Origin of the sequence: uncultured Roseibium sp. (assembly GCF_947494555.1) — a bacterium.
Taxonomy (GTDB): domain Bacteria; phylum Pseudomonadota; class Alphaproteobacteria; order Rhizobiales; family Stappiaceae; genus Roseibium.
Genome location: NZ_CANLVF010000002.1, coordinates 746,221 through 761,342, shown reverse-complemented (window position 1 = coordinate 761,342; position 15,122 = coordinate 746,221). Strand labels below are relative to the sequence as shown.

Sequence of the window (15,122 nt, the reverse complement as noted above, 5' to 3'; positions counted from 1 at the left end):
AAAAGGATCTCTCAGCCGGACAGGGCCTGATCGAGATCAGCGATGATATCGTCAACCTCTTCAAGTCCGATGGACAGCCTTACAACGTCAGGTCCTGCGCCGGCGGCGGTTTTCTGTTCGTCGGTCAGCTGCCGGTGTGTCGTCGAGGCCGGATGAATGATCAGGCTGCGTGTGTCGCCGATGTTGGCAAGATGCGAGAACAGTTCGCATTTCGACACCAGCGCGACGCCTGCGTCGTATCCGCCTTCGACGCCGAACGTGAATACTGCGCCGGCACCCTTGGGCATGTACTTCTGCTGAAGCGCGTGATGCGGGTCTTCCGGCAGCGCAGCATAGGAGACCCAGTTCACCTTGCTGTGCCCTGACAGGTGGAGCGCAACCTTCTTCGCGTTGTCGGAATGCCGCTGCATGCGAAGCGGCAGTGTTTCGATGCCGGTCAGGATCATGAAGGCATTGAAGGGTGAAATCGCGGGGCCAAGGTCACGCAGCCCGAGCACGCGGCAAGCGATGGCAAAAGCGAAATTGCCGAACGTCTCATGCAGAACAATGCCCTGATACTCCGGGCGCGGCTCTGACAGCAGCGGGTAGCGTCCGCCTGCCGACCAATCGAAACTGCCGCCGTCGACAATCACGCCACCCATGGAGTTGCCGTGTCCGCCCATGAATTTGGTCAGGGAGTGCAGCACAATGTCAGCGCCATGCTCAATCGGACGGCACAGGTAAGGGGTGGCCATTGTGTTGTCGACGACCAGCGGAATGCCCTTGGCTTTGGCAAGCGCAGAGATCGCCTCGATGTCCATGACAATCCCGCCGGGATTGGCAAGGCTCTCGATGAAGATCGCCTTGGTGTTGTCATCAATCGCGGCTTCAAACGTATTGAGGTCATCCGGATCAGCCCATTTAACGTCCCAGCCAAAGCTCTTGAAGGAGTGGTTCAGCTGATTGATGGACCCGCCATAGAGCTTGTTGGCCGCGACGATGTTGTCGCCGGGTTTCATCATTGTGTGAAAGCAAAGCAACTGGGCGGAATGGCCTGAGGCGGTTGCAAGGGCGGCGGTGCCCCCCTCCAGGGCGGCAATCCGTTCTTCCAGAACAGCGGTGGTCGGGTTGGTAATGCGCGTATAGATATTGCCGAAGGCCTGGAGGCCAAAGAGCGAGGCGGCATGGTCCACATCGTCAAACACGAAAGATGTCGTCTGGTAGATCGGTGTGGCGCGTGCGCCCGTGGACGGGTCCGGCGCGGCACCGGCATGAATGGCCAGCGTGGAAAACCCTGGAATATTATCGCTCATAAACAACCTCCCTTTTGGAATTTTGGCCAGTTTGACCGAACCCAGACGGCAGGTCAAAGCAGGATTTTCTGATTTAACGCACCGCGTTAAAATATCGATGTCAAAGGCTTAGGGTGGCAAGCCGGCCTTGAAGATAATTCCTGAAAGTTCAACCGGATCCTTTGCCAGACAGGCCGCGGTGCTGAAAGCCGGTCTGGAGTTTCGGCCGCTTTGAGGAAAGTGTCCTGGAATTGACACCAGCCCAGCCGATTTCACCGGAAAGCCGTCCGTATTCGATCTTGGGGCACCGGTCCATCACGACCTTTATGCCGGCGGCTTCCGCACGCTGTGCCGCCTCATCGTGGCGGACGGTTAGCTGCATCCAAATGACCTTGGGCAGTTTGCCGCTTTCAAGGATCTGGTCAACGATCTGACCCGCTGCTGCCGAGTTGCGGAATATGTCGATCATGTCTGGAACATCCGGTAAATCATCCAGCGAAGCGTAAACGTGCTGGCCCAGGATTTCCTTGCCTGCCTGGCCTGGATTGATTGGCCAGACATCGTAGCCTTTCGACAGCAGATACTTCAAAACGAAATAGGAGGGGCGCACGTTGTTGGCGCTTGCGCCGATCATCGCGACGGTTTTGACCTCGTCCAGAATGCCCTTGATATATGTGTCGGAATACGTGTCGTGATTCATTTAGCAGTGATCCTTACCGGTGCTGCGCTATCCAATGCGAAATGGTTCGTTGCTGCAAGCCTCACGTGCGCGCGAACCGGTAACAAGTTTGTAGCCAAAGGGTTATCCCAGGTTCACGGTTAGAAAATGCCCGGTTTACCCGGGTCTGAGTTCTTTCCGGATCACCAGCTTGAGACCGGACCAGACCGCATCGACCGCGCACACCTTTACATCGACCAGCCCCATCGGGAGACACACTTCGCGGATCACGTCTTCGGTAACCGTCGTCGACACCTTGCTGGATTTTTTTGGCCAGGACACCCAGATTATCCCGTCCGGGGCGAGCAAGCGCCGCAATTTGCCAAGGTGTTCTGCAAGAGCGTCCTTTTCCGTGACGAACAAATGCGCGCATTCGACCCCTGAGACAGGCGATGACAGAACCTGCATCTCCGGCACCTGTTCGTCGAGCATTCCGGAAATTTCGTCCGGCATGCAGAGCCGCCAGCAGGTCATGCCCGGCTTCAGGCCGAGCTTCGCAGCCAATGGACGACCCGAATAACCATTCTGGTTCATGACACCTGCTCTTGGCGGAACAGACAACTCTGAAGGTTTGCATTAGCCAGCTCTTTCAAAGTTGAAAGTTTATTCGTGTTTCACAAAGGCACGCTCCACGAAGCAGAGTTCTTTTTCAAGGGTCTGTCGGGCTGCTGCTCACCAGACGAAACGACGCCTCACAGTTACGCACTTACCGTGCACGGAGCGTGATTGCGTTTTCCATTCGAAATTACCGGATCATTCAAAGTGGTTCACGTCTTGTTTCGGCAACGTGATTTGAAGCTGACAGTCCTCAATCCCAGTTTTCGGTGAGCGGCAACGACACGTGAAGTCCGGCGCGAACCTCAGTTCCGATGGTAGTGCTGGAAGGAAAATATTCGTGAGGAAACCATGATCTCGAAAGTTATCACCTTCACCGCAGCTTTGGTTGTTGCAACCGGTATCAGTATTTCAGCCGAGGCCGGGACACTGACCGGACCCAAACTTGGCGCAGTGAAATCCACCCAGCTTGGTCATGCCGGGGACCTGGTTCAAAAAGCCAATTTCAAAAAACACAAGAAAATCAAACGGCACCGTGGCAGTGGCCGGAAACACAGACACTTCAGTCGCCACAACCGGTTCGATCGCTTCGACAAATTCTATCGCCGCCACGACTTCGGCAAACGCAGGCTGGGCACAAGGTATCACCAGAACTCCAGAGCCTTTATTTATCAACGGCCCCACAAATCTGTTTCTCGATTGCAGCCCTGGACGCCCGCCTGGCACCGTTACTGTGCATCAAAATTCAAGTCGTTCGACCCGAAGACCGGAACTTACCTGGCACTTTCCGGTGGTCGAAAATTCTGCAACTGACACGGTATCGCACGTCCAAATGGAGAGGCGCCTTTGAGGCCCCTTTCTTTGGCGTTCTGCCCTGTGTCGTTTAATCAGCTGTCCGTCCACTCCGGCTTGCGTTTTTGCAGGAAGGCGGAGATGCCTTCTTCGGCATCGTTGACGAGCATGTTGTCGACCATCGTTTGCGCCGCAAAGTCATAGGCTTCGGAAAGCGGCATCTCGAGCTGGCGGTAGAAGGCTTCCTTGCCGATCTTGAGGGTCTTTGAGGACTTCGAGGCGATGACCTCGGCATATTTCTGGACAACCTGGTCCAGATAGTCGCGCGGTACGATCCGGTTGATGAGACCGAATTCCTTTGCGGTTGACGCATCGACGCTCTCGCCTGTCAGCAGCATTTCCATTGCCTGTTTTGGAGCGACGTTTCGCGAGAGGGCGACCATGGGCGTTGAGCAAAAGAGACCAATATTGACGCCAGGTGTGCAGAACGTGGCCGTGTCGGTCGCAATTGCAAGATCGCAGGAGGCGACCAATTGGCAGCCCGCCGCAGTTGCAACGCCCGTCACGACGGCGATGACCGGCTTTGGAAGGCGGACAATCTGTTGCATAAGGTCAGAGCACTGGCGCATGATCCGTTCATACGTCGCTCTGCCGCCGTCTTCTTCGGCCCTTGCCGCAGTCAGTTCTTTCAGGTCATGGCCGGCGCAGAACACTTTGCCTTCAGCGCCGAGGAGAACGACACGGACCGCCGGGTCCGCCGCAGCCTTGGCAAGTTCTGCCGACAAAGCCGCCATCATCTCTGTAGACAAGGCATTCATGCGTTCCGGGCGCTGCATTACGATCCTGTAGACCCCTTCGTGCAGAAGCGTTCCGAGCATTGGTTTTTCGACATGATCGTTTGCAGCGGTTTCAGACATGCGGCATTTCCTGAATTGGCTCTGTTTGATGGTTGTATAGCTGAATTGAGTGGCAGAGCGATAGGGGGAGGTTGGGCAACGAACGAACCCGCTCACGGATGGTTTATGGGCATCTGAAAATTGGCACCTTCAGCTTTTTGAATTATCGGCTATCCTTTGCCTATGTTGAGGCATCATCTTCGGCTGCGTATTGCCCTTGTGCTTCTCGCCATGCTGGCGCCCCTGTCGCTTGCAAAAGCCCAGGAAAGGGTTGATGTCGCGCTCGTGCTCGCTGTCGACGTCTCCCGTTCCATGTCTCCCGATGAACTCAGGATACAGCGTCGCGGCTATGCCGCGGCAATCTCCAGCGCGGAAGTCGTACGCGCCATCGAGCTCGGTGCCCACGGCAAGATCGCTCTGATGATGTTCGAGTGGGCGAATGACAATCATGTCAGGGTGATCGTCGACTGGACACTGATCGACGAGCAGGCGGACGCCGTCGAGTTTGCCGACAAGGTGCTGAGGGATGAGTCCTACAGTCAGCGCCGGACATCCATTTCAGGAGCGATCAAGCATGCGGCGGAAATGCTTGAGGAGGTTCCGTTCGAAGCGGACCGGTATGTGATCGACATTTCCGGCGACGGCCCGAACAATCACGGCACGCCGGTAACGCTCGCACGTGACGCTGCCGTTGAAAGTGGAATAACGATCAACGGATTGCCCCTGATGACCACCGGCGGTCCCGGGTCGCAGTTCAACATTCCCGACCTCGACGTATATTATCGCCGCTGCGTCACGGGTGGACCGGCAAGTTTCGTCATTCCGGTGACTGATTGGGCCCAGTTTCCAGACGCGGTCCGGCGCAAGCTGATCCTGGAGATCGGCGGTTTTGCACCTCTGGAACCGTTAGTTCAGCCTGTCCAATTCACGTTCGAAGAGCCCTATGACTGTCTTGTCGGTGAAAAGATTTGGCGACGACTAAGAGAGCAATTTTTCTGGGATCCCTAGGAAAATGCATGTCTGTCTAAGTGGATCGCCGAATTGGACAGCGCTTAACAATCGGTCAAATTGACTTCATGACCGATAAAAACACCCAGGTTCAAGAAAAACTCAAACGTACGATAACGCTGCCACTGCTGGTGTTTTATGGTGTTGGTGTCACGATTGGTGCGGGCATATTTGCTCTGATCGGAGAAGTCCTGGCATTGGCTGGCGATCGTGCGCCGATCGCCTTTCTACTTGCGGGTCTCATTGCCGGCGTAACAGGCGTGTCCTATGCGTCGCTGATCAAGCGCTTTCCGATGGCCGGCGGCGAGGCCGTCTTCGTAAACAGGGGAGTGGGAGCACTTTTCGCGCGCGTTGCGGGATACGGCGTTGTCGTAACGGGAACAGTGTCCAGTGCCGTCATCTCGATCGCCTTTGCCGGATATGTGCGCGAATTTGTCAATCTGCCGGAGTTTCTGCTTGTAGCCATGGTGATTTGCGGCCTCTCGGCCGTCGCCTGGTTCGGCGTGCGTGAAAGTGTGTTTTTCGCAGTCTCCGTAACGCTCATAGAACTCGGAACTTTGCTGATCGTGATCGCTTTTGGCGCGCCATTGCTGGGCGATTTGGGTGGAGTTGCGCGGACATTGTCGCCGACGCTGGACCCAACGCTTCTTGCCGGGATCCTTTCAAGCGGTGTGCTCGCGTTCTTTGCTTTCATCGGTTTTGAAGACATGATCAACATGTGCGAGGAAACGGTTACGCCTGAAAGAACCGTGCCGCGCGCGATTTACTGGACCCTGGGCATCACAATTGCCGTCTATGTCTTGCTCGCTGTTATCGCGGCGCTGGCGGAGGACAGGCAGTCCATCGTTTCATCCTCCGCACCGATGGCACGGCTTTTCGAGGCGGTATCGGGCCTGTCCGGCAAACCTGTTGCCGCAGCTGCAACAATCGCGATGATCAATGGCATTCTGGTTCAAATCGTAATGGCGAGCCGGGTCCTGTACGGCATGGGAAATGAAGGGCTGGCGCCCAAATGGTTCTCCGCGGTCAGCCCGAGCAGGAAAACGCCAGCCAGGGCGACGGCATTTGTTGCGGGACTTGTTCTTCTGCTGGCGCTGTTCTTTCCATTGGTCCAACTGGCGGCGACAACCAGTCTCGTGACACTTGGCGTTTTCGCGCTGGTGAACCTGTCACTGTTCCAGCTCGGCAGGCGAGAGAGCACCGGTCAACTTCATCGCCGGCGTTGGTGGGGACTTGCTGGCGCAATCCTCTGTCTGACAATCGCGGTTTTTCAGATCACTTTTGGTGCCGCCGGCGGACATTGAGTGAAATGTGCCGGCTTTCTGTTCTGTTGCCTCGTTGCAGACCGGCAATGGCCGATTGCGAAGGAAAATTCTAGCCCCTGCGGCGGCGCCGCCGCCGTTCGCCGCCGGATGCTTCGGCAGCGTCCTGGGACTTGCGCTCGGGTAACTCGATTGCCGCTCTCAGGTTCGGGAACGGGTCGACCTTGTTGGGCAGAGCCATCGCATTGACGAAATGTTCCTGGAATTTCGGCTCCAGTGCGGTCTCGATCTTTTCGATGTCGCGAACGGTCTGCTCGATTTCGCGCCTGTAGCCCCTGTTCAAAAGGGCCATGCGCGCACCGGTTCCGGCGGCATTGCCGACACCCGTCACGCCGTCCAGCGGGCAGTCCGGAATGAGTCCGAGCACCATGGCGTATTGCGGGTCTATGTAGCTGCCGAAGGCACCGGCGAGACGGATACGGTCCAGGGAATAGGTGCCGAGCTTGTCCTGTAAAAGTTTCACGCCGGCATAAAGCGCACCCTTGGCCAGCTGGATGGCGCGGATGTCCGTCTGCAGGATCGAGATTTCAACGCCTTCTTCGGCGATGACATAGGAAAATGTCCGGCCTTGTGCGCGGACACGATGTGTGCGCTCCGCCTGGGACCCGTCTATGACCCCGTCTTCGGTGATAAGGCCGGCCAGATACATCTCGGCAACAGCCTCGATAATGCCCGATCCGCAAATGCCGGTGACGCCGACACTGTCGATCTTTTCCGAGAATCCGTCCTCGTCGGACCATTCGTCGACACCGATCACCTTGAAGCGCGGCTCGAGCGTGTCCTTGTCGATCCGGATCCGCTCGATTGCGCCCGGAGCGGCGCGTTGGCCGGATGAGATCTCGGCACCTTCAAAGGCCGGACCGGTTGGGGAAGAGGCCGCCAACAGCCGGTTCTTGTTGCCAAGCACGATTTCCGCATTCGTGCCCACGTCAACGAGCAGTGTGATTTCGTCGTGAGTGTAGGGGCTTTCCGACAAGGTCGCAGCAGCGGCGTCCGCGCCGACATGACCGGCAATGCAAGGCAGCATGTAAACACGTGCGCCTGGATTGAGTTCCAGATCGAGATCGCGCGCATTCAGGACCATCGCGTCGGATGCGGCAAGCGCGAAAGGTGCCCCGCCGAGTTCAACGGGGTCGATCCCAAGGAAGAGATGATGCATCACCGGATTGCCGACAAAGGTCGCGTCCAGAACGTCTGATCTTTCAGCACCGACATCGCCGACAAGTTTTCCAACGAGTGCGTTGATCGCCTCGCGCACGGCCTTGGTCAGATCCGGCAGCTTTGAAGGGTTCATTTGCACGTAGGAGACGCGGGACATCAGATCCTCACCAAAGCGGATCTGCGGATTGGACGTGCCTGCCGAAGAGACGGTCCTGCCGTTTTTCAGGTTGCACAAATGCGCTGCGATCGTTGTCGAGCCGATGTCGACGGCAAGGCCATACGCGGCTTTTTTCTCGCCGGGCCAAAGGGCTGTTACGACCGGTGCAACCGCTTCATCTGCATAAACTGCGGCAGTCGCCGTCCAGTTGCCCTTGCGCAGGATCGACTGAACACGTGGCAACAGAGCAGGGTCCACCGTCAGGCCGCTGATCCCGGCGTTTTCAGCCAACGCTTCCCGCAGGCGGTCGATGTCGCCGCGCGGCGTTTCCATGTCCGGTTCTGCGAGCGAAACTGTAACGAGGGTGATCGCGCTATCAGCGTCTATATGTTTGGCTTCTGCGCGTTTGCGAACAACCTGCCGGTTGGTCTGCGCATCCGTTGGCACGTCCACCACCAGATCGCCGAGAATTTTCGCCTGACAGGAAAGGCGCCGGTCGGATGCAAGGCTCCGCAAAGTCGCGTAGCGGGTTTCCGCTTCCGTCGCGCCTTCAAGATTACCGGCCAAACTTGTCAGGTTTTCCTTGGCGAAGGTTCCTTCCGATACGGAGATCTGGCAGCGCCCGCAGATCCCGCGCCCACCACACACGGATTCCACATAGACACCCAGGGACCGTGCCGCATCGAGCAGCGGGGTACCCACGGCAAATGTTCCGCGCCGTCCGCTTGGCTGGAATACGACTTTCGCAAGTTTGGTGTCTTCGCTCATGTCTGCTTCGTCTTATGGTTTTGGCCGGCCGCCAACTCACGGAACCTGTTTCGGTCGCGGGTCTTTGGCCTTGATCTTTCAACGCAAAACCCCTCCCGGGCAAGGGGAGGGGAAAGCGGTACGTAATGTAACCTGAAGCGCTGTACGCATGTCGGCGCACCCGTCAGGATGACTAGCCTGCAGACCTCCGCGCTGCGCGGCCGCCTCTGCGACGTCCGCCGGCCGCCGCTCCACCTTCGGCCGGAGCTGCCGCTGCGCCGGCTGCCGCGGGCTTGTGGTCCCGATAGGTCATGATCCATTCCTGGCAATTCGGATCGGTTCCATTGAGCACGTTGGCCGCGCGGACCGCTTCCATTTCCGCCGGACGGCAAGGGTTCATGATTGCCGAAGTCATACCGGCGCCGATGACCATCGGAATGAAACCTGCGTTGATGCCGTGGCGATGAGGCAGCCCGAAGGAAACGTTCGACAGGCCGCAGGTCGTGTTGACCTTCAGCTCATCACGCAGGCGTCGCAAGAGCCGGAACACCTGAAGGCCCGCCGTACCCATGGCGCCGATCGGCATCACCAGCGGATCCACGACAATGTCGTGCGCGGGAATGCCGTAATCGGCGGCACGCTCCACGATTTTCTTGGCGACTTCAAACCGGACGTCCGGATCTTCAGAAATACCTGTCTCGTCGTTGGAAATGGCGACAACCGGGACATCGTATTTCTTGATCAGCGGCAGTATTGCCTCAAGCTTTTCTTCCTCGCCCGTGACGGAATTGACCAGTGGCCGCCCTTTCGTGGCCTCAAGACCCGCCTTGATTGCCTCTGTGACAGATGAATCAATCGACAAAGGAATGTCTGTAAGCTCTTGAACAATCTCAAGAGTCTTGACCAGGAGCGGAGGTTCGGTCTCGTTCGGGTTGACCGCTGTCACGCCGGCATTGACGTCGAGCATGGTCGCACCTGCCGCCACCTGTGCGAGCGCATCGGCTTTGACTGTTTCGAAGTTTCCCTCAACCATTTCGGCTGCAAGTTTCTTGCGTCCGGTCGGGTTGATCCTTTCTCCGATGACACAGAACGGTTGATCGAAACCGATGACAATTTCTTTGGTGGCGGATGCGACGACTGTGCGTGTCATTTATGCGCTCTCGTTGGCAGTCATGGATGATGAAGGTTGAAAAGACCAGCTCCCACGGCCGTGCAACCAGTCTGACGTTTTCTGGATGCCTCCAAAGGGATAAACATGGATCTGGGCGAGCTGCGTATCCGGCTGGCTTGTTACGCGTGTTTCCAGCGGCTCGACCATCGTGTTCGGGTCATATCCGGACAGCAGGGAAACCACTGCGCCACCACGCTTTTTCAGGAAGTTTAGCGAGTTTTCCACGCCTGCAAATGCTGCATATTTCAAGAGCGTGGTCATTTTCGCAGGTCCTGCAACACCGATATGGACCGGGAATGTGTTGCCCCACTCTCTCAATTCATCCAGCCAAATGCTCACCCTGTGCGGATCGAACCCGAACTGAGTGACAATCCGGAATTCTGCGTCGCTCTGGGCGGCCAATTCATGCTTGCGCATCAGGAAAGACTGGATCACGGCGGGTTTGATATCAGGCGCACCTTCCGGATGGCCCGCCACGGCGATTTTCCGAATGCCGAGTTTGTCGAAGAGCCCCGTCTCAAGAAGCGCGACCGAAGAGGTCAGCGGTCCGGCCGTTTCGGCCTCGCCGGCAATCGCGAGAACTTCGGTTGCGCCGCCTTCCTGCGTCAGGCGCGTGATCCGTCGTTCAAACGCCTTGAGGGACGGGTAGCGCCGCGCTGCCATATGCGGAACGGCAATCAGCTTCTGGTCGGTCAAGATACGCGTTGCATCAACGATAATGTCCTCCGATGCGTTGCCGAGATCGGTAACATAGACCTGCGTGCCTGCGGGAATGTTTGCCAGCAGTTCGGTCTTTTCGACAACCTGCTTTGGCGACATTTCGGTGGAGGCGGCCAGGCGCCCGTTGGCCAAAAGGCGCTGTTCAGTCATTCCGTGCCTCCACTTGCGAGCAGGGTTTTCAGTCGGTCTTTGGGATAAGCGGCAAGCAGGTCGCTCAGGGCTGCTTCTGCTTCGGTTTCAAGGTCGTCCGAAACTTCAACCGGATCGGTACGGCGCCATTCGGCCATATAGGCCTCGCTGTCCTTGGCACCGACGCGCATGGCGCAGGCATCGATCGCCTCCATGAACATCGGCGGCAACTCCCTGCGCGCGGACTTCCGGCCCTTTTTCACCAGGATCTGCGCTGGAATATCTTTCCAAAATACAATGATTTTCTGCGCCATTTGCTCAGCTTCCTCCGAGAGCATCATTGACGGAGTTCGCTCGATTCAAGTCGCCTGATAACGGCATCGGCACGTGAAAAACCGACCTGTCCAAAACCCGCGTCAAGGCGCGTCGCCGCCACGCAGAAACGTTGACAGCATGCCGTAGCCGGTGCGCCTGAGTTCAAACGTCAGGTTGAGCCTTTCGGCGGCCTCCTTTGCGGCTTGTTCGAGACTGGGATCGTCGGTTTGCGCCAGATAGACAAGCCGCTTGTAGTGCGCAAAATACATGTCCCGAAGATGCGGATGCCAGTCCAGCCCAAGCGGTTCGATCACCATTGTCTGGAAATGCCGTGCCAGAAAGTCCGTAAGATAAAATGTACCGAGCTCTTCCTCAGCGATTTTCTCAAACTCTTCCAGACCGGAAAAGAAGGCATAGCAATGCGCGCCTTCGATCCGTTTGGCACCGGTCTCCTCCAGCACCCGGTCAAGCAGACCGCCCGTGCCGCAATCGCCGTATCCGATGAGAATCTCGGAATAAACGTCCTGGTTCATGAGGATCGCGCGGCGGACCTCGTCCGGTATCCTGTCCGGCGTGTTGTGCAGCTTGGCCGGCAGGCAGGTGAGGTCGATATGGTCGAGACCGTTCAGATCGCGGATCGCGATGATCTCGCGCGCGAGCGCGCCGCAGGCAATAATAAGGACGCGGCCGATCTTGTCGTTCGCGTCCTCATCATTTTCGATCGGAAAGAGAGGCTCGCCTACCTGCATGCCGGCAGCCCCTTCAAACACTGTCTCAGCCTTTGGAGGCGAGTTGGTTGTGGCGGCGGGCGATCAGGTCTTTCGCCATTTCCACCGCAACAGCCGCGTCACGGCAGTAGCCGTCAGCGCCCACGGCTTCACCGAATTCCTCGTTCAGCGGTGCACCGCCGACGAGCACGATGTAATCGTCCCGGATGCCTTTCGCCTTCATTTCGTCGATCACGACTTTCATGTAGGGCATGGTGGTGGTGAGGAGCGCCGACATGCCGAGGATTTCAGGCTGATGCTCTTCAAGCGCCGCCAGATAGTTCTCGACCGGATTGTTGATGCCGATATCGATGACCTCAAAGCCGGCACCTTCCATCATCATGGAAACGAGGTTCTTGCCGATGTCGTGAATGTCGCCCTTCACCGTGCCGATCACCATCTTGCCGACCTTCGGTGCGCCGGTTTCCGCCAGCAGCGGACGCAGGATGCCCATGCCGGCCTTCATGGCGTTTGCGGAAAGCAGGACTTCAGGCACAAACAGAATGCCATCGCGGAAGTCGATACCGACGATCCGCATGCCTTCAACGAGGGCCTTCGTCAGGATGTCATAGGGGACCCAGCCGCGCTCCAAAAGGATGTTGACGGACTCTACGATCTCCTCCTGAAGACCGTCATAGAGGTCGTCATGCATCTGCTCGACGAGTTCGTCATCTGAAAGCGACGCGAGATCGATATCTTCTTCATCGGACATGGGCAGCTCCAACAGGGCGCAAGTGACTATAACTTAGTGCAAAATGTTATGCCTGAAGTCCAAAAATCCGATATCTCCAATGCGACACGGCAAGTCGCTTACGCGACAGTGGCGGTAAACCGGTGTTCACAAAGAAAAAGGCGGGTCATTTGACCCGCCTGAGTTAACTGTTCTGGTCCGGACAGATCAGAACAGACCTTCGATCTGGCCGTTGTCGTCCAGCCGGATTTGGTTTGCCGACGGCACGCGGGGCAGGCCGGGCATTGTCATGATCTCACCGCAGATCGCAACGATGAAGCCGGCACCGGCCGAAAGACGCACTTCGCGGACAGGCAGGCTGTGGCCGGTCGGAGCGCCGCGCAGCTGCGGATCGGTTGAGAAGGAGTATTGCGTCTTGGCCATGCAGACCGGCAGATCGCCAAAACCGTCCGCTTCCCAGCGCTTGAGCTGATCGCGCACCGATTTGTCGGCAAGCACTTCGTCCGCACGGTAGATCCGCTTGGCGATTGTCTCGATCTTTTCAAACAGCGACAGGCCGTCTTCGTATAGAGGGGCGAACTGTGCCGCGCCGCTTTCGGCGAGTTCGGACACGCGGGTCGCCAGTTCTTCGGTGCCTGCGGAACCGTTGGCCCAGTGGGTGGCCAGGATCGCATCGACGCCAAGATCGGCACAGTAGTCCTTGACGGCCTGGATTTCGGCGTCCGTATCAGCGGTGAAGTGGTTGATGGCAACAACGGCGGGAACGCCGAACTGCTTGACGTTCTCAATGTGTCTTCCGAGGTTGGCGCAACCCTTGGCGACGGCTTCGACATTTTCGGTGCCGAGATCGTCCTTGGCGATGCCGCCGTTCATTTTCAGCGCTTTGATCGTTGCAACGATCACGACGGCATCAGGGGAAAGCCCCGCCTTGCGGCATTTGATGTCGAAGAATTTTTCCGCACCAAGATCCGCACCGAAACCGGCTTCAGTCACGACGTAGTCAGCCAGCTTAAGCGCGGTCTGTGTGGCGACGACGGAGTTACAGCCGTGCGCGATGTTGGCGAACGGACCGCCATGAATGAATGCCGGATTGTTTTCCAGTGTCTGCACCAGGTTCGGCTGGAGAGCTTCCTTGAGCAGAACGGTCATGGCGCCATCTGCTTCGATGTCGCGCGCGTAGATCGGCGTACGGTCGCGGCGGTAAGCGACAATGATATCGCCAAGGCGCTTCTGAAGGTCTTCCAGATCTGTCGCCAGGCAGAGGATCGCCATGATCTCGGAGGCAACCGTGATGTCGAAGCCGCCTTCGCGCGGGAAGCCGTTGGCGACACCGCCGAGCGAGCAGACGATGGAGCGCAGGGCGCGGTCGTTCATGTCGAGCACGCGGCGCCAGGTTACGCGGCGCTGGTCGATGCCGAGCTCGTTGCCCCAGTAGATGTGGTTCTCGATCAGGGCGGACAGAAGATTGTGCGCGGACGTGATGGCGTGGAAGTCACCCGTGAAGTGCAGGTTGATATCTTCCATCGGAACGACCTGGGCAAAGCCACCGCCCGCCGCGCCGCCCTTCATGCCGAAGCACGGGCCAAGGGAGGGTTCACGAAGGCAGATCATGGCATTCTTGCCGATCTTGTTGAGCCCGTCGCCGAGTCCAACCGTTGTCGTGGTTTTGCCTTCCCCGGCAGGTGTCGGGTTGATTGCCGTTACAAGGATGAGCTTGCCGTTTTCGCGTTCGCCGAGTCCTTCGATGAACTCTGCAGAAACCTTCGCTTTGGTCCGGCCATAGGGAAGAAGGGATTCGTCTGGAATGTTCAACCGGTCGCCGATCTCCTGGATCGGTTTCATTTTGGCTGCACGGGCAATTTCGATATCGCTTGCCATTCTATTTCTCCGCGGCGTGTCCTTGAAAACTGGCTTTACTTTCGCAGGCATAGGCCCGCTGATGTCCGACGGCACGCTATGTGAGAGCGCAGTGCAGCATGTGTTCCGAATGCGACAGGATGCACTCCGGAAACGACGATGGTCTTTGAACACCGATTCTCGCAGACAAAATGGTGATTTCCGGCGCCGTAACTCGTTCTGAAAAAGAAAAATTGCAAAGTCCGGAAAAACGGATTTTAACTCCGTCATGACAGATTCCGAGATTCTTTCCCGTTTGCCAGAACGCCTGAAACAGGCGCGCCGCGCGCAAGGTCTTTCGCTTGAGGCGGTCGAAAAGCTCTCCGGCGTATCACGTTCGATGGTCAGCCAGATCGAGCGGGGCGAGTCAAATCCCACCGTCGCGACCCTGCTCAATCTCACAAGAGCGCTGAACGTGGATTTCGCGGGCCTTCTTGGCGAGGACGTCGCGGAGGATCGGGTCGAAATCCTGCATGAGCACCAGACCCCGGCGCTCGATCGTGCCGGAGACGGCTGCAAGATCAGGATCCTTTCGCCCCCCCAGGACACCGGAAAGCTTGAGGTTTACGAGCTGATATTCTCCGAAGGCGGTAAACTCGACAGCAAGCCGCACGAAAGTGGAACCCGGGAACAACTCATCGCGGAAGAGGGACGGCTGGAGGTGACATCCGGGGTTGCCAAGGGGGTTATCGACAAGGGAGAAACCGCGCGTTACGCGGCCGATGTACCGCATTGCATTGAGGCGCTCAACGGCCCGGCCCGGGCTATCCTCATGGTGGTGAATTTCTAGATCGACAAGATCCGTT

15 protein-coding genes are annotated in these 15,122 nt (G+C 57.6%); 4 read left to right on the top strand and 11 right to left on the bottom strand.

All coding sequences use genetic code 11. The features are described from left to right. Positions 1 to 11 precede the first annotated feature (11 nt). The 3 genes from Q0915_RS11975 to Q0915_RS11965 all read right to left on the bottom strand — a co-directional run bounded on the left by Q0915_RS11975 (position 12) and on the right by Q0915_RS11965 (position 2,523). On the bottom strand, positions 12 to 1,292 hold the full coding sequence (locus Q0915_RS11975) for an O-acetylhomoserine aminocarboxypropyltransferase (protein WP_299471697.1): 1,281 nt from the start codon (positions 1,290 to 1,292) through the stop codon (positions 12 to 14). A gap of 148 nt (positions 1,293 to 1,440) precedes the next feature. After that, the gene (locus Q0915_RS11970) at positions 1,441 to 1,971 is read right to left on the bottom strand and encodes a CoA-binding protein (protein WP_299471694.1); all 531 of its coding nucleotides are present in this window, start codon (positions 1,969 to 1,971) and stop codon (positions 1,441 to 1,443) included. A 135-nt stretch (positions 1,972 to 2,106) separates the two neighbouring features. Beyond that, positions 2,107 to 2,523, bottom strand: a complete 417-nt coding sequence (locus Q0915_RS11965; RefSeq protein ID WP_299471692.1) for a DUF3052 family protein — start codon at positions 2,521 to 2,523, stop codon at positions 2,107 to 2,109. A 372-nt stretch (positions 2,524 to 2,895) separates the two neighbouring features. On the opposite strand from Q0915_RS11965, the gene Q0915_RS11960 reads away from it, so the two are divergent. Then, positions 2,896 to 3,357 carry a BA14K family protein gene (locus tag Q0915_RS11960; protein ID WP_299471690.1) on the top strand — a complete coding sequence of 154 codons (462 nt, stop codon included), beginning with the start codon at positions 2,896 to 2,898 and terminating at the stop codon, positions 3,355 to 3,357. A 74-nt stretch (positions 3,358 to 3,431) separates the two neighbouring features. Here the strand turns inward: Q0915_RS11960 and Q0915_RS11955 are convergent, their stop codons facing one another. Then, positions 3,432 to 4,253 (bottom strand): enoyl-CoA hydratase, encoded by an 822-nt coding sequence (locus tag Q0915_RS11955; RefSeq protein WP_299471688.1) that lies wholly within the window; start codon positions 4,251 to 4,253, stop codon positions 3,432 to 3,434. Positions 4,254 to 4,415: 162 nt separating this feature from the next. Here Q0915_RS11955 and Q0915_RS11950 point away from each other — a divergent pair, with 162 nt between their 5' ends. Next, positions 4,416 to 5,240 carry a DUF1194 domain-containing protein gene (locus tag Q0915_RS11950; RefSeq protein ID WP_299471686.1) on the top strand — a complete coding sequence of 275 codons (825 nt, stop codon included), beginning with the start codon at positions 4,416 to 4,418 and terminating at the stop codon, positions 5,238 to 5,240. A gap of 68 nt (positions 5,241 to 5,308) precedes the next feature. Next, complete coding sequence (locus tag Q0915_RS11945; protein WP_299471684.1) at positions 5,309 to 6,544, top strand: amino acid permease; 1,236 nt, start codon at positions 5,309 to 5,311, stop codon at positions 6,542 to 6,544. Between the two features lie 70 nt (positions 6,545 to 6,614). On the opposite strand, the gene Q0915_RS11940 is transcribed toward Q0915_RS11945, so the two are convergent. The 7 genes from Q0915_RS11940 to Q0915_RS11910 all read right to left on the bottom strand — a co-directional run bounded on the left by Q0915_RS11940 (position 6,615) and on the right by Q0915_RS11910 (position 14,298). After that, positions 6,615 to 8,648, bottom strand: a complete 2,034-nt coding sequence (locus Q0915_RS11940; protein WP_299471683.1) for an ASKHA domain-containing protein — start codon at positions 8,646 to 8,648, stop codon at positions 6,615 to 6,617. A 172-nt stretch (positions 8,649 to 8,820) separates the two neighbouring features. Beyond that, positions 8,821 to 9,777: a methyltetrahydrofolate cobalamin methyltransferase gene (locus Q0915_RS11935; protein WP_299471681.1), complete on the bottom strand. Its 957-nt coding sequence runs from the start codon at positions 9,775 to 9,777 to the stop codon at positions 8,821 to 8,823. Continuing rightward, positions 9,778 to 10,668, bottom strand: a complete 891-nt coding sequence (locus Q0915_RS11930; protein ID WP_299471679.1) for a methylenetetrahydrofolate reductase — start codon at positions 10,666 to 10,668, stop codon at positions 9,778 to 9,780. Further along, complete coding sequence (locus Q0915_RS11925; RefSeq protein ID WP_299471677.1) at positions 10,665 to 10,961, bottom strand: virulence factor; 297 nt, start codon at positions 10,959 to 10,961, stop codon at positions 10,665 to 10,667. The genes Q0915_RS11930 and Q0915_RS11925 overlap by 4 nt, the downstream gene beginning before the upstream one ends. 102 nt (positions 10,962 to 11,063) lie before the next feature. Then, positions 11,064 to 11,732, bottom strand: coding sequence for a DUF1638 domain-containing protein (locus Q0915_RS11920; RefSeq protein ID WP_299544283.1), 669 nt, complete (start codon positions 11,730 to 11,732; stop codon positions 11,064 to 11,066). A gap of 4 nt (positions 11,733 to 11,736) precedes the next feature. After that, positions 11,737 to 12,441: a B12-binding domain-containing protein gene (locus tag Q0915_RS11915; protein WP_299471675.1), complete on the bottom strand. Its 705-nt coding sequence runs from the start codon at positions 12,439 to 12,441 to the stop codon at positions 11,737 to 11,739. A gap of 186 nt (positions 12,442 to 12,627) precedes the next feature. Further along, positions 12,628 to 14,298 carry a formate--tetrahydrofolate ligase gene (locus Q0915_RS11910; RefSeq protein WP_299471673.1) on the bottom strand — a complete coding sequence of 557 codons (1,671 nt, stop codon included), beginning with the start codon at positions 14,296 to 14,298 and terminating at the stop codon, positions 12,628 to 12,630. Between the two features lie 247 nt (positions 14,299 to 14,545). Between Q0915_RS11910 and Q0915_RS11905 the strand changes: the two genes are divergently transcribed. Next, positions 14,546 to 15,106: an XRE family transcriptional regulator gene (locus Q0915_RS11905; RefSeq protein ID WP_299471671.1), complete on the top strand. Its 561-nt coding sequence runs from the start codon at positions 14,546 to 14,548 to the stop codon at positions 15,104 to 15,106. Positions 15,107 to 15,122 lie beyond the last annotated feature (16 nt).

What these genes read in the sequence shown, in the direction of transcription:
- Q0915_RS11975 (WP_299471697.1), bottom strand. Translation starts at nt 1,292, where the DNA reads ATGAGCGATAATATTCCAGGGTTTTCCACGCTGGCCATTCATGCCGGT.
- Q0915_RS11970 (WP_299471694.1), bottom strand. Translation starts at nt 1,971, where the DNA reads ATGAATCACGACACGTATTCCGACACATATATCAAGGGCATTCTGGAC.
- Q0915_RS11965 (WP_299471692.1), bottom strand. Translation starts at nt 2,523, where the DNA reads ATGAACCAGAATGGTTATTCGGGTCGTCCATTGGCTGCGAAGCTCGGC.
- Q0915_RS11960 (WP_299471690.1), top strand. Translation starts at nt 2,896, where the DNA reads ATGATCTCGAAAGTTATCACCTTCACCGCAGCTTTGGTTGTTGCAACC.
- Q0915_RS11955 (WP_299471688.1), bottom strand. Translation starts at nt 4,253, where the DNA reads ATGTCTGAAACCGCTGCAAACGATCATGTCGAAAAACCAATGCTCGGA.
- Q0915_RS11950 (WP_299471686.1), top strand. Translation starts at nt 4,416, where the DNA reads ATGTTGAGGCATCATCTTCGGCTGCGTATTGCCCTTGTGCTTCTCGCC.
- Q0915_RS11945 (WP_299471684.1), top strand. Translation starts at nt 5,309, where the DNA reads ATGACCGATAAAAACACCCAGGTTCAAGAAAAACTCAAACGTACGATA.
- Q0915_RS11940 (WP_299471683.1), bottom strand. Translation starts at nt 8,648, where the DNA reads ATGAGCGAAGACACCAAACTTGCGAAAGTCGTATTCCAGCCAAGCGGA.
- Q0915_RS11935 (WP_299471681.1), bottom strand. Translation starts at nt 9,777, where the DNA reads ATGACACGCACAGTCGTCGCATCCGCCACCAAAGAAATTGTCATCGGT.
- Q0915_RS11930 (WP_299471679.1), bottom strand. Translation starts at nt 10,668, where the DNA reads ATGACTGAACAGCGCCTTTTGGCCAACGGGCGCCTGGCCGCCTCCACC.
- Q0915_RS11925 (WP_299471677.1), bottom strand. Translation starts at nt 10,961, where the DNA reads ATGGCGCAGAAAATCATTGTATTTTGGAAAGATATTCCAGCGCAGATC.
- Q0915_RS11915 (WP_299471675.1), bottom strand. Translation starts at nt 12,441, where the DNA reads ATGTCCGATGAAGAAGATATCGATCTCGCGTCGCTTTCAGATGACGAA.
- Q0915_RS11910 (WP_299471673.1), bottom strand. Translation starts at nt 14,298, where the DNA reads ATGGCAAGCGATATCGAAATTGCCCGTGCAGCCAAAATGAAACCGATC.
- Q0915_RS11905 (WP_299471671.1), top strand. Translation starts at nt 14,546, where the DNA reads ATGACAGATTCCGAGATTCTTTCCCGTTTGCCAGAACGCCTGAAACAG.